Annotated in this window: 12 protein-coding genes; 7 read left to right on the top strand and 5 right to left on the bottom strand. The window is 63.2% G+C overall.

The window, feature by feature from the left end:
* Nucleotides 1-23: 23 nt before the first annotated feature.
* Entirely contained in the window at nt 24-881 is an 858-nt protein-coding gene (locus tag C266_RS01750; protein ID WP_010807340.1) for an inositol monophosphatase family protein, read from the bottom strand.
* Between the two features lie 398 nt (nt 882-1279).
* Here C266_RS01750 and C266_RS01745 point away from each other — a divergent pair, with 398 nt between their 5' ends.
* A complete protein-coding gene (locus tag C266_RS01745) occupies nt 1280-2107 on the top strand; it encodes an RNA methyltransferase (protein ID WP_051126088.1) in 828 nt (275 codons plus the stop codon).
* A 92-nt stretch (nt 2108-2199) separates the two neighbouring features.
* Entirely contained in the window at nt 2200-2979 is a 780-nt protein-coding gene (cysE, locus tag C266_RS01740; protein ID WP_010807338.1) for a serine O-acetyltransferase, read from the top strand.
* Nucleotides 2980-3058: 79 nt separating this feature from the next.
* Here cysE and C266_RS01735 read toward each other — a convergent pair whose 3' ends face one another.
* From C266_RS01735 to C266_RS01720, 4 genes are read right to left on the bottom strand one after another with little or no spacing between them, the layout of a single operon-like run.
* Nucleotides 3059-3931 carry a UDP-2,3-diacylglucosamine diphosphatase gene (locus C266_RS01735; RefSeq protein ID WP_256380687.1) on the bottom strand — a complete coding sequence of 291 codons (873 nt, stop codon included), beginning with the start codon at nt 3929-3931 and terminating at the stop codon, nt 3059-3061.
* A 28-nt stretch (nt 3932-3959) separates the two neighbouring features.
* On the bottom strand, nt 3960-4454 hold the full coding sequence (locus C266_RS01730) for a peptidylprolyl isomerase (RefSeq protein WP_010807336.1): 495 nt from the start codon (nt 4452-4454) through the stop codon (nt 3960-3962).
* Between the two features lie 44 nt (nt 4455-4498).
* A complete protein-coding gene (locus C266_RS01725; protein ID WP_010807335.1) occupies nt 4499-5095 on the bottom strand; it encodes a peptidylprolyl isomerase in 597 nt (198 codons plus the stop codon).
* Nucleotides 5096-5147: 52 nt separating this feature from the next.
* Nucleotides 5148-5786 (bottom strand): tetratricopeptide repeat protein, encoded by a 639-nt coding sequence (locus C266_RS01720; RefSeq protein ID WP_010807334.1) that lies wholly within the window; start codon nt 5784-5786, stop codon nt 5148-5150.
* A gap of 336 nt (nt 5787-6122) precedes the next feature.
* Here C266_RS01720 and cysS point away from each other — a divergent pair, with 336 nt between their 5' ends.
* The 5 genes from cysS (at nt 6123) to C266_RS01695 (ending at nt 12746) form a co-directional block, all read left to right on the top strand.
* Nucleotides 6123-7526 (top strand): cysteine--tRNA ligase, encoded by a 1404-nt coding sequence (cysS, locus tag C266_RS01715; RefSeq protein ID WP_010807333.1) that lies wholly within the window; start codon nt 6123-6125, stop codon nt 7524-7526.
* A 24-nt stretch (nt 7527-7550) separates the two neighbouring features.
* The gene (locus C266_RS01710) at nt 7551-8621 is read left to right on the top strand and encodes a DNA-3-methyladenine glycosylase (RefSeq protein ID WP_010807332.1); all 1071 of its coding nucleotides are present in this window, start codon (nt 7551-7553) and stop codon (nt 8619-8621) included.
* A 154-nt stretch (nt 8622-8775) separates the two neighbouring features.
* Nucleotides 8776-9744: an acetyl-CoA carboxylase carboxyltransferase subunit alpha gene (locus C266_RS01705; protein WP_010807331.1), complete on the top strand. Its 969-nt coding sequence runs from the start codon at nt 8776-8778 to the stop codon at nt 9742-9744.
* Between the two features lie 115 nt (nt 9745-9859).
* On the top strand, nt 9860-11299 hold the full coding sequence (gene tilS / locus C266_RS01700; RefSeq protein WP_168162854.1) for a tRNA lysidine(34) synthetase TilS: 1440 nt from the start codon (nt 9860-9862) through the stop codon (nt 11297-11299).
* Nucleotides 11300-11495: 196 nt separating this feature from the next.
* Nucleotides 11496-12746, top strand: coding sequence for an aspartate kinase (locus C266_RS01695; RefSeq protein WP_010807329.1), 1251 nt, complete (start codon nt 11496-11498; stop codon nt 12744-12746).
* Nucleotides 12747-12756 lie beyond the last annotated feature (10 nt).

The raw sequence follows: 12756 nt of genomic DNA, 5'->3' as shown, positions 1-12756 counted from the left end.
CGTCATGCCCCCGTATGCGCTTCTTACGACTGTGCGCTGTCTTGCGTGGCCGCAGCGCTGGCGCGTGCCGGCGTGGCCGGACGTTTGGCGCGCGAATAGCCTTCAAGCAGCTTGACCATCTGCGCGTAGATCTTCGGGTTGCCCGCGAGGATTTCGCCTTCGAACAGGAAGTCCGACTCGCCGGTGTAGTTACCGACCAGACCACCGGCTTCGGTAATCAGCAGGCTGCCGGCGGCCATGTCCCACGCGTTCAGGCCTTGCTCGAAGAAGCCGTCCATGCGCCCGGCAGCGACGTTGGCCAGGTCGAGTGCCGCAGCACCCGGACGGCGGATGCCGGCGCAATGCTCGGTCATCGTGCCGAACATCTTCAGATAGTTCTCAACGCCTTGCAGATCGCGGAACGGGAAACCGGTGCCGATCAGGCCGTCGGCCAGACGATCGCGGCGCGACACGCGAATACGCTTGCCGTCGAGGAATGCACCACGCCCACGCGAGGCGGTGAAGAGTTCGTTGCGGGTCGGATCGTAGACCACGGCCTGCGAGACGATACCCCTGTGCGCGAGGGCGATCGACGTGCAGTAGTAGGGCAGGCCGTGAATGAAGTTGGTGGTGCCGTCGAGCGGATCGATGATCCATTGGTATTCCGAACCCGTCTTGCCGTGCTCCTCGCCCGTTTCTTCGGCGAGGATGGCGTGGTCCGGATAGGCTTGCAGGAGGGTTTCGATGATCGCCAGCTCAGCCGCTTTGTCCACTTCCGTCACGAAGTCGTTGTGCTGCTTCTTGCTGACCTTGACGGTGTCGATGTCGAGAGAGGCGCGGCTGATGATGTTGCCGGCGCGGCGCGCGGCCTTCACCGCGATATTGAGCATGGGATGCTGCATGACAGATTCCTGTTAAGGCCATTGCCGACGGTACGCGCGCCCCTTTCTGGGCCGGCCGGCAGGCATGGCAGACAAAGCGAACAAATTGAGCAAGAGCGATGCCCCGCAAGCGCCGCACACTGGGTGGCGGCTCGTTTGCGAGGACGAAAACGCGTATTTTAGCAAAAACACGGCCTATGCGCTGTGCCGTCTTTTTCTTCCGACCCTTTTTTCGTCGGAAGGATCTTCCCGCGCGTGGTGCGGTGTGACGGCACGCAGCGCTCGCTATTCAGGGCAAAATAGCGACGTTTGCCGCTGTGCCGCCCGTTGTGTTGCAATGTTGTTGCGCCGATCCAGGGCCGGCGTTTTCTGCGGTGCCATTCCGTTCACTGCCTCTGGTTTCTCATCTGCGCTGTCTCATGTCCCAATCTGCTGCTGCCGTACCTTCGCCACGGTTGTTCGATCAAGTGCGTTTCGTGCTCAACGAGACCAGCCACCCCGGCAACGTCGGTTCGGCGGCGCGTGCGATCAAGACGATGGGCTTTGGCCAGTTGGTGCTGGTCGCGCCGCGTGCCGGAGAGGCCGTGCTGGGGGATCCGGAAGCCGTGGCGCTTGCGAGCGGCGCCGACGACGTGCTGGCGAACGCGCGAATCGTGCCCGATCTGGGGGCGGCGTTGCAGGGCGTGAACTGGGCTGTGGCCCTTTCGGCGCGCTCGCGCGAATACGGCCCGCCCAATGCCGAGCCACGCGAGAGTGCCGCGATGGCCGTGCAGCATGCGGCGCAGGGCGAGGCGGTGGCGTTTGTCTTCGGCAGCGAGCGCACGGGTCTGTCGAATACGGATGTGGAGCGTTGTAATGCACTCGTGCATATTCCGGCCAACCCGGTGTACAGCTCGCTGAATCTGTCGCAGGCAGTGCAGTTGATCGCCTACGAAGTGCGCATGGCGTGTCTGGCGCGCGAGCGCGGCGAGGCAGCTCCCGTCGCGGCGATGGTGGCGATGGCGTCGCTGCCGTCAGGGCTGGATGGGCAACCCCCGGAGGCGCTCGCCACCCGTGACGACGTCGAGGGCATGCTGTCCCATCTGGAGCGAGCGCTCGTCGACCTCGATTTCCTCGATCCCGATAATCCGAAGAAGCTGATGACGCGCCTGCGCCGGCTTTTCGCGAAGAGTCATCTGGAGCGCGAGGAAGTCAACATTCTGCGCGGCATCGCGAAACACATTCTCGAGCGCAAGCGCCGGCATTGATGCGACACTCTCTCGTGCCGCCTGCTTTCCGGTAATTGCGCAGCGATCCGCCCCAAGACGGCCGGACGCAAACGACAGGATCGAATACGCTCATGTTTACCCAACTTCGCGAAGACATCGCAGCCATTCGGCAAAAGGACCCTGCGGCCCGCAGCAACTGGGAGGTCTTCACCTGCTATCCCGGCCTGCATGCGGTGATGCTGCACCGGGTGGCGCACGGCTGCTGGCAGTCCGGCTTCAAGTGGCTCGGCCGTTATGTGTCGCAGTACGCGCGCTTTCTCACGGGCATCGAGATTCATCCCGGTGCGACGCTGGGCCGCCGCGTCTTCATCGATCACGGCATGGGGGTGGTGATCGGCGAGACGGCGGTGATTGGCGACGATTGCACGATTTATCAGGGCGTCACGCTTGGCGGCACGTCGTTGTCGCGCGGTGCGAAGCGTCACCCGACACTCGAACCCGGTGTGATCGTCGGCGCCGGGGCCAAGGTGCTCGGTGGCTTCACGGTAGGCGAGGGCGCAAAGATCGGCTCGAACGCCGTGGTCGTGAAAGCGGTGCCTGCCGGTGGCACGGCGGTGGGCAATCCCGCGCGCATCATTCGTCCCGATACGCCTCGCGAGGGGGGCGAGGCCAAGCCGCAGGGCGGCGGTCGCAAGACGGAATTCTCTGCGTACGGTATCACCCCGAACGCCGACGATCCCGTCTCGCTTGCCATCCACGGGCTGATCGAAAATGCCACCGACCAGTCGCACAAGATCGACGTGATGGTGGCGGCGCTCAACCAGCTCGGTGCCCATCTCGAAGCCCTCGGGGCAAGCAAGATCGACACCGCCGAACTGCGCAAGCTCGGCAAGGAAATTCAGGATATGTGAGGCGATACGGCGTCACATCGTCGATAGATCAACGGCCCGTCATCAGTACGGGCCGTTTTGCATCGAGACGATGCGAGCCTTAGATGCTTGACGTCGTGGAAGGGGCGAGATCGATGGCGCGCAGGCCGTGCGCGTCCCATTGCAGATACCCGCCGCGCGGCGGCTCCACGTCGAACTCCCAGTCGGGCAGCACCCAGCGCACGCGACGGCCATCGGCATGCCGCGCCGGACGATGCGTGTGCCCGTGGACGAGAGTGCGTTCGCCGGCAGCGTCGAGCAGGGCTGCGATGGCGTTCGCGTTGGCATCGGCGTAGGCCATGCGATGCGCGCCCTTGGCGGCGCTGCGTCTGCGGATGCGGTTTGCAATGGCCATGCGCAATCGCAGTGGAAGCCTCAGGAAAAACGCCTTGCCGAGCGGCGAATGGGCGACGCGGCGAAAGCGCTGATAGCCCACGTCGTCGGTACATAACTGGTCGCCGTGGCTGAGCACCAGCGCCTGCCCGAGAAACGAGAAGACGCACGGGTCGTCGAGCATGACGGCACCGGCCGCACGTGCAAATCGCTCGCCGAGCAGGAAATCGCGGTTGCCTCGCATCACGGCGATGGGCACGCCGCTCGCCGACAATTCGGCCATGGCCGCCGTCATCCGGCGGGCGAATGCACCCAAGGGTTCGGTGGCGGGCGATGGGCAGGGGGCAGCGGCGGCGTCGGTACGGTTCGGTGCGGCCGGCACGTCGACATCGAGCATGTCGTCGCCGATCCAGTATTCGAACAGATCGCCGAGGATGAACAGGACGGACGCTTCACGTGCAGGGCCGCGAAGGAAGTCCTCGAAGACTTGCACCGTGCGCGGCAGCGCCGGCGACAAGTGAAGATCGGAAATGAAAAGCGCGGGCCCGTCGCCCCGGGGTGTTATGGGGCATTGCGGGCACCGCGCAGTCGATACTGGCATCGAATGTCGCAGTTGGCGGTGGCGGCGCTTACGCGACGATCACGGCCTTTTCGATGACGACGTCGTCAACCGGCACGTCCTGGTGGAAGCCCTTCGAGCCGGTCTTCACGCCCTTGATCTGGTCGACGATGTCCTGACCTTCGACAACCTTGCCGAACACGGCGTAGCCCCAGCCTTGCGGCGTCGGTGCGCTGTGGTTCAGGAAGTCGTTGTCGCTGACGTTGATGAAGAACTGTGCCGTGGCCGAGTGCGGATCGTTCGTGCGCGCCATGGCCAGGGTGTACTTGTCGTTCTTCAGGCCGTTGTTGGCCTCGTTCTCGACCGGTGCTTCGGTCGGCTTTTGCTTCATGCCAGGTTCGAAGCCGCCGCCCTGGATCATGAAGCCGTTGATCACGCGATGGAAAACGGTGTTGTCGTAGAAGCCGTTCTTGACGTAGTTGAGGAAGTTCTCGACCGTCTTCGGGGCCTTGTCTGCGTCGAGTTCGATGCGAATGACGCCGTGATTGGTGTGCAGTTCAACCATGATGCTTTCCTTCTGATGAAATGGTTCCGATGGGCCGGCGGATTTCAGTGCTTGACGACGCTGGCCGATTCGATCACGACGGGCTTGGCTGGCACGTCGTCGTACATGCCCTTGCGGGTCGTGGCAACGCCCTTGATCTTCTCGACGGTATCCATGCCGGACACCACCTTACCGAATACCGTATAGCCGTAGCCATCCGGGCTGGGGTAATCCAGTGACGCATTATCCTTCACATTGATGAAGAATTGCGCGGTCGCGGAATTCGGGTTCGACGTCCGGGCCATGGCAATGGCGCCTTTCACGTTTTTCAGGCCGTTCTGCGATTCGCTGGGAATCGGTGCGCGCGTGGTTTTTTCATTCATCTCGGGCGTGAAACCGCCGCCCTGAATCATGAAGTTGTTCATGACGCGGTGGAAGATCGTGCCGTTATAGAAGCCACTGTTGACGTATTGAAGAAAGTTCTCGACCGTCTTCGGGGCCGCCTTCGGGTTGAGTTCGACCACGAAGTTGCCGGCCGACGTCTTGAACTGCACTTGCGGCTGGGCGCTTTGCGCGAACGCGCTCAGGCTCGTGCCCGACAGGGCGGCCGCAGCGATCACGCTGCCGAGCAGTGCGCGCCGCAGGCGATTCGGAAAGGGCATGCGTGTCTCCGTATGCAATGAGGGTTCGGTTAGAGGGAAGACGCGGCGCGTCTCAGTTGCCTGACTTGCCGACATTCTTGAGCGCGGCGTCGTCGCTGGCCTTGGCCGGTGCCGGCGTCTGGCTCACGGGCGCCGCGCGCTGCGGGGCAAGCATGTTGGACAGGATTTTCTCGCGGTTCGATACGCGTGCTGTCGGCGCGAGCTTCAGCGATTTCTGGTAAGCCTGCTGGGCGAGCTTGGCATAGATGTCGCCAAGGTTCGAGTAGGCCACGGCGAAGCCCGGATTGTTGCGAATCGCGCTCTCGAGCGCGGCACGCGCCTTATCGTACTCACCTGCCTGCGCGTAGAGCGCCGCGAGGTTGTTGAACGGCTCGGGCAGTTCCGGGAAGTCCTGCGTGAGGGCGGTGAAGGCGTCGATGGCTTCGGCGTTGCGACCCATCTCCATGAGCACGCGACCGCGCGTAAAGCGCACCTGCGCGTCGCGAGGATACTGCTTGAGATGGTCGTCGATCTTCGCCAGCGCGTCGCTGAACTTGCCGGTGTCGGCCAGCTTGTTGATAGCCGATTCGCTGGCTTGCTGCGGCGTTTGCAGCGGGGCGGGCGGTGGCGGATCGGTGATGGCCTGAGCACCGGCGGGCAATGCGAACAACGTGCCCGCGAGGCCGAGGGTGGCGCCCGCAAGCGCCAGCACACGGGCGCTGCGTACAGCAGCCGCGACCGGGCGGAGTCGGGAGACAAGGCGCGTTGCGGGGGACAAAAGTGACCGGCTTCGTTGCGTCATAGTGGGTGCTTGGGATACCTGAGAGGTGCGCAAGAGATGCTATACTCGGCCGCATTCTAACAAAACACCTGCGCCCGGCCCGCGCCATTTCTCGTAGTGGCGGTGGATGCGGTTCGCAGGTTCGTTTTTTCTACCGCACGGCGCGCAGCCCGCCTCGCGATGTCGCTCTCGCCACGAAGTCCGTGACGTCCCCGAGAACATCGTCGCAGCGTCCGGCGCTGTTGCCGCCCGGTCAAGCGCTTATCTATGGATTCACTCCGTGTCTACAACTCGCTCGCGCGAGACAAACAGCCGTTCGTACCCCTCGTTCCCGGCGAAGTCCGCATGTATGTCTGCGGTATGACGGTGTATGACTACTGTCACATTGGTCATGCGCGCGTGATGGTGGTGTTCGACATGGTGCAGCGCTGGCTGCGTACGCTTGGGTATCAGGTGACCTACGTACAAAACATCACCGACATCGACGACAAGATCATCAAGCGCGCCGTCGAGAACGGCGAGACGATGCGCGAACTGACGACGCGTTTCATCGCGGCAATGCATGAAGATGCCGCCGCGCTCGGCGTCCAGCGTCCCGATCACGAGCCGCGCGCGACCGACTTCATCCCGCAGATGGTCGACATGATCGGTGCGCTGCAACGTAACGGTTACGCCTATCAGGCCGAAGACGGCGATGTGAACTATGCCGTGCGCAAGTTCTCCCGCTATGGCCAGCTTTCGGGCAAGTCCATCGAGGATCTGCGTGCCGGTGAGCGCGTTGCCGCCAATACCGCGAAGCAGGACCCGCTCGACTTCGTGTTGTGGAAGCGCGCGAAAGACACTGAGCCGGACGAGTCGAAATGGGCCTCGCCGTGGGGCGCGGGCCGTCCGGGCTGGCATATCGAATGCTCTGCGATGAGCTGCCAGTTGCTGGGCAATCATTTCGACATTCACGGCGGCGGGGCCGATCTTCAATTCCCCCATCACGAGAACGAGATTGCGCAGAGCGAAGGCGCCACGGGCGAGACGTTCGTGAATTACTGGATGCACAACGGCTTCGTGCGCGTGGACAACGAGAAGATGTCCAAGTCGCTCGGCAACTTCTTCACGATTCGCGAAGTGCTCGCGAAGTTCGATTCGGAAGTCGTACGCTTTTTCATTCTGCGCGCACAGTACCGCAGCCCGCTCAATTACAGCGATGCGCATCTGGACGACGCACGCGGCGGCCTCACACGTCTGTACACGGCGCTCAAGGATGCGGCAGGCGATGGCGCACCGCTCGACTGGAACGAGTCATACGCGCAACGCTTTGCGGCGGCGATGAATGACGATTTCAACACGCCGGTGGCGATTTCCGTGCTGTTTGAACTCGCCGGTGAAATCAACAAGCAGCGCGATCCGGTGCTCGTGCGTCAGTTGCAGGGACTCGCCGGTACGCTGGGGTTGCTCGGCCGTGACCCGCAATCGTTCCTGCAAGGGGCGGCGGGCGGTGAGGGCGCGGACGATGGCGACGCGTTGCGTATCGCCGTCGAAGCGCGCATCGAAGCGCGCGCCCAGGCCAAGCGTGAACGCAATTTCGCTGAAGCCGATCGCATTCGCGCCGAACTGCTGGCCGAAGGCATCGTGCTGGAAGACCGTCCCGGAGGCGCCACCGAATGGCGTCGTGCCTGAGCGCGGCGCATCGAGGCAAATCTCATGGTGACTCGTAAATCCGTGGCCGCTAAGGTTGCAACCAAGACCGCTGCGGCCAAGACAGCGCAGAAGGCGGCCAAGGCCGTCAAATCGGCGCAGGCCGTCGAGAGCGCACGTCGCGCGCCGGCCAAGGCAGCCGTCGGCAAGCCTGCGGCCGTCAAGACCGGCAGGAAGACCGCCGCCGCCAAGACGACCGAAAAGGCGGTGAAAGCCGGTACTGCTGGCAAGGCCGCACAGCCGGCGGCATCGAAGGTCGCGCAAAAGGCGGTGCCGAAGTCCGCAACGAAGGTCGCGCGTAAAGCGCCTGCGAAGTCAGCGCCCGCGACCTCGCATCGCGTTATCGCCAAGCGCGATGGCGAGACGCGTATCGTGACGCCGGCGATCGCGCGAATCGATCACGACGTCGTCGAGCAGGTCGTGACCGGCGCCGTGCCGCTGCCGGTGGCCTCGGGCGCGACGCGTCCCGGCTTCTGGGATCAGGCGTGTGCCGATCTGATGAAGCGCGACCGCATTCTCAAAAAACTGATTCCGCAATTCGGTCCGGCGCATCTGACCGGACGCGGCGAACCGTTCGTCACGCTCGCGCGCTCGATCGTCGGTCAGCAGATCTCCGTGAAAGCGGCGCAAGCCGTGTGGGACCGTGTGGCGGCGGTCTGCCCGAAGCTCACGCCGGCCCAGTTCATTAAGGCCGGGCACGACGCGCTCGCCGGTTGCGGGCTGTCGCGCCGCAAGGCAGAGTACATCCTCGATCTGGCCACGCATTTCAAATCGGGCGCGCTGCACGTCGACGCCTGGGCGAGCATGGACGACGAGGCCGTCATCGCCGAGTTGACCGGCATTCGCGGCATCGGCCGCTGGACTGCCGAGATGTTCCTGATGTTCAACCTGGTGCGCCCCGACGTGTTGCCGCTCGACGATGTCGGCCTGATCAACGCGATCAGCGTCAACTATTTCAGCGGCGAGCCCGTCACGCGCAGCGAAGCGCGGGAAGTGGCCGCCAATTGGGAGCCGTGGCGCTCCGTCGCCACCTGGTACATGTGGCGTAGTCTCGAACCGGTACCGGTGGAATACTGATTGTTCTGCCGAGGACGTATAATCCGCGTCCATTCCGTCTCATTCAGTCATTATTGGCGTCTATTGCGGGTTGAACGACAATGAAAGTTGTCTATCTCGGCCGGGTAGACGTTGCCGGCGGTACAATACGCTGCCGCATTTCCGGGGAAACCTGATGAAGAACACCTTTTTGGATTTTGAACAGCCGATCGCCGAACTCGAAGCGAAGATTGAAGAGCTGCGCTTTGTGCAAGACGATTCAGCCGTCGACATTTCCGAAGAGATCGAGCGCCTCTCCAAGAAGAGCCAGCAGCTCACCAAGGACATCTACACGAACCTGTCCCCGTGGCAGGTTTCGCAAATTTCGCGTCATCCGCAGCGTCCCTATACGCTCGATTATGTTCGCGACATCTTTACCGACTTTCACGAACTGCATGGCGATCGCGCCTTCTCGGACGATCACGCCATTGTGGGTGGCATGGCGCGTTTCAACGGTCAGGCCTGCATGGTCATCGGTCACCAGAAGGGCCGCGACACGAAGGAGCGCGCGCTGCGCAATTTCGGCATGCCGCGTCCCGAGGGATATCGCAAGGCCATGCGGCTGATGAAGCTCGCCGAGAAGTTCGGTCTGCCCGTCTTCACGTTCGTCGATACGCCGGGCGCTTATCCGGGGATCGACGCCGAAGAGCGTGGCCAGTCGGAAGCCATCGGTCACAACCTGTACGTGATGGCCGAACTCAAGACGCCGATCATCACCACGATCATCGGTGAGGGCGGTTCGGGCGGTGCGCTGGCTGTCGCCGTGGCCGATACGGTCATGATGCTGCAGTTCTCGACGTACTCGGTGATCTCGCCGGAAGGTTGCGCGTCGATTCTGTGGAAGAGCGCTGCCAAGGCACCCGAGGCGGCCGAAGCGCTGGGTCTGACGGCCCACCGTCTGAAGGCGCTGGGCCTGATCGACAAGATCATCAACGAGCCGCTGGGTGGTGCGCATCGCGATCCGCTCGGCATGGCCGGCATGCTCAAGCGTGCGCTGGCCGACTCGCTGCGCCAGTTCCAGGGCATCAGCCACAAGGAGCTGCTCGAGCGTCGTTTCGAGCGTCTGATGAGCTATGGCAAATTCAAGGAAGCCGTCGCGAAGTAAAGCGTCCGTCATTGCGTCGTCGCCCGTCGTGGCGATGACGCCGAATCCGATGCCTCATCACGATTCTTCTGCTGCCGCGTTCGCATCTGTCCGATGCGACGCGGCAGTTGCACATGTGGACGTTGCTTTGCGTCTGGCGCTGGCGGCGCACGTCACCGCTTGCGACGCCCCCACACCCGCACCTGCACCCGGCAGCACCCTTGCCCTCGCGCTGAGCGGCGGCCTCGACTCGATGGTGCTGCTCGATGCGCTCGCACATTGGGTTCGGACGCGTCGTGAGGCCGGCGAGACGGTTGCGCCGCCGCTGGCCGTCCACATTCATCACGGACTGTCCGAACACGCGGACGACTGGCTAGTCGTGTGCGAGCGCGAAGCGCGTTTGCGCGGTTTTGTGTTCGAGGCGCGGCGCGTGAATGTGCCGCGCGACGCGCGTCAGGGTATAGAAGGCGCGGCACGTGCGGCGCGCTATGAAGCCCTTGCGGCGTCTTGCGTCGCGCACGGCGTGGGATGGCTTTTGAGCGCTCATCACGCGAACGATCAGGCCGAGACGGTGCTGCTGCAAATGTTGCGTGGTGCTGGGCTGCCCGGTGTGGCGGCGATGGCGGTGGAAGGCGCGTTGCCGGTTGCGGGCGGCGAACCGTGTCGCGTGCGCTTGCTGCGCCCGCTGCTCGACATCTCGCGCGAGACGATGCGTGCGTATGCCAAGGCGCGTTCGCTATCGTGGGTCGAAGATCCGTCCAACGACGATCGCCACTACCTGCGTAATGCGTTGCGTCACGATGTGATGCCTGCGATCGCCGCACATGTCCCTGCGTACCGGGAGACTTTGGCGCGGTTTGCGCGGCATGCCGCGCAGGCGCAGTCGCTGCTCGACCAACTTGCGCAAGCCGATTTCGACATGGCGCGTTCGCTATCGGCTAACGGAGACGAGCGTTTGCAACGCAGCCGTTTGCGGACATTGGACCCATCTCGACTGGCGAATCTTCTGCGGTACTGGACTGCGCGCCGCAGGTTGGCCATGCCGCCGGAAGCGCGGCTGGAGGAGTGGGTGCGGCAGATTCGCGATGCGCAGGCCGACGCTTCGCTCGAGTTGCCGCATGGCGACGCCGTCTTGCGGTTGTATCGCGACGAATTGCAATGGACGGCGGTCTACGGTTCGGCAGATCTGGACGATGTGGCGCCTGACGCCGTATTGCGATGGTCGGGCCAGCGGGAATGGCCTTTGCCGCAATGGCAGGGGCGCATCGTGTTCGCGCCGGTCGCTGAGGGCGAGTCTGTCGAGGGCACCATCGATGAGCGCATGTTGCGCGCCCATCCCCTCGTGGCAAGGTCGCGTGCGGGCGGCGAGCGATGGCGCGAGCGAGCGGGCGGCCATTCGCGCTCGCTCAAGCACTGGTACCAAAATCGCGGGGTCGCCGCGTGGTTGCGGCATGTGCCGATCGTCTGGCAGGGGAGCGAGATCGTTTTCGTTGCGCGTCTGGGGATCGATGGTGCGGCACAAAGTGACGAGAGCAGCGGCGTGCGCTGGCGGATGATGTGGTGCGACGAGGCATAAGGCGCGCAAAACAGCATAATCTGCCGCCGGATGCGGCATCTCGTGGCAACGGCAGCGCAATCTGCGCCAAACCGGCTCAGGCGCGATACATTCGTGCGATAATGAAAAGTTCCGCGAATCGAAACGTCACCGATACTCATGGCGGGTATCTGCGCAGGATTCATAAACGGTTTTAAATCAATGTGTTAGCAATGTTATGGCTCTGATCGTACACAAATACGGCGGCACGTCGATGGGCTCGGTGGAGCGCATCAAGAATGTCGCCAAGCGCGTGGCCAAGTGGCATAAGGCCGGTCACAAGATGGTGGTGGTGCCGTCGGCGATGTCCGGCGAGACCAATCGTCTGCTGGGTCTGGCCAAAGAAATTTCGGCCCATCCCGATCCGCGCGAGCTCGACGCCATTGCCGCCACGGGCGAGCAAGTGAGCGTTGGCCTGCTGGCGATGGCGCTCAAGGACGCCGGCGTCGATGCCGTGAGCTACGCCGGCTGGCAAGTACCGATCAAGACCGACAGCGCTTTCACCAAAGCCCGCATTTCGGAAATCGACGACAAGCGTGTGATGGCCGATCTCAACGCCGGCCGCGTGGTGGTCATTACCGGCTTCCAGGGGATCGATCCGAACGGCAACGTGACTACGCTGGGTCGCGGGGGCTCGGACACGTCGGCAGTGGCGGTGGCTGCTGCGCTCAAGGCCGACGAGTGCCTGATCTACACCGACGTCGACGGCGTGTACACGACCGATCCGCGTGTGGTTGACGAAGCGCGCCGCCTCGACAAGGTCACTTTCGAAGAGATGCTGGAAATGGCCAGTCTCGGCTCGAAGGTGCTGCAGATCCGTTCGGTGGAATTCGCAGGCAAGTACCAGGTCAAGACTCGCGTGCTCTCGAGCCTGACCGATCCGATGATTGCGCTCGACCAGGAAGCGCGCTCGGGCACGCTGATTACTTTTGAGGAAGACGAACAAATGGAAAAGGCCATCATCTCGGGTATCGCATTCCAGCGCGACGAGGCCAAGATCACCGTGCGCGGCGTGCCGGATCGTCCGGGCATCGCGTACCAGATCCTCGGCCCGATCGCTGACGCGAACATCGATGTCGACATGATCATCCAGAACCTGAGCGTGGAGGGTAAGACCGACTTCACGTTCACCGTGCCGCGCGGCGACTATCAGCGTGCCATGGCGCTGCTGCAAAACGATGTGCAAGGTCACATCGGCGCTGCTGAAGTCGTGGGCGATCCGAAGGTCTCGAAGGTGTCGATCGTCGGCGTGGGCATGCGCTCGCACGTCGGTATCGCCAGCAAGGCCTTCCGCACGCTGTCGGAAGAGGGCATCAACATCCAGCTCATCTCGACCTCGGAGATCAAGATCTCCGTGTTGATCGACGAGAAGTACATGGAACTGGCGGTGCGTGCGCTGCATAAGGCGTTCGAACTCGATCAGGCGTAAGCGCCCTCGG

The organism is Pandoraea sp. SD6-2, assembly GCF_000389825.1.
Lineage (GTDB): Bacteria > Pseudomonadota > Gammaproteobacteria > Burkholderiales > Burkholderiaceae > Pandoraea > Pandoraea communis.
Note: the sequence above shows the minus strand (reverse complement) of the source record. Positions and strands in the feature narration are given on the sequence as shown.

Excerpts from the sequence above, each read along its gene's own strand:
- C266_RS01750 (WP_010807340.1), bottom strand. The coding sequence starts at position 881 with ATGCAGCATCCCATGCTCAATATCGCGGTGAAGGCCGCGCGCCGCGCC.
- C266_RS01745 (WP_051126088.1), top strand. The coding sequence starts at position 1,280 with ATGTCCCAATCTGCTGCTGCCGTACCTTCGCCACGGTTGTTCGATCAA.
- cysE (WP_010807338.1), top strand. The coding sequence starts at position 2,200 with ATGTTTACCCAACTTCGCGAAGACATCGCAGCCATTCGGCAAAAGGAC.
- C266_RS01735 (WP_256380687.1), bottom strand. The coding sequence starts at position 3,931 with ATGCCAGTATCGACTGCGCGGTGCCCGCAATGCCCCATAACACCCCGG.
- C266_RS01730 (WP_010807336.1), bottom strand. The coding sequence starts at position 4,454 with ATGGTTGAACTGCACACCAATCACGGCGTCATTCGCATCGAACTCGAC.
- C266_RS01725 (WP_010807335.1), bottom strand. The coding sequence starts at position 5,095 with ATGCCCTTTCCGAATCGCCTGCGGCGCGCACTGCTCGGCAGCGTGATC.
- cysS (WP_010807333.1), top strand. The coding sequence starts at position 6,123 with ATGGATTCACTCCGTGTCTACAACTCGCTCGCGCGAGACAAACAGCCG.
- C266_RS01710 (WP_010807332.1), top strand. The coding sequence starts at position 7,551 with ATGGTGACTCGTAAATCCGTGGCCGCTAAGGTTGCAACCAAGACCGCT.
- C266_RS01705 (WP_010807331.1), top strand. The coding sequence starts at position 8,776 with ATGAAGAACACCTTTTTGGATTTTGAACAGCCGATCGCCGAACTCGAA.
- C266_RS01695 (WP_010807329.1), top strand. The coding sequence starts at position 11,496 with ATGGCTCTGATCGTACACAAATACGGCGGCACGTCGATGGGCTCGGTG.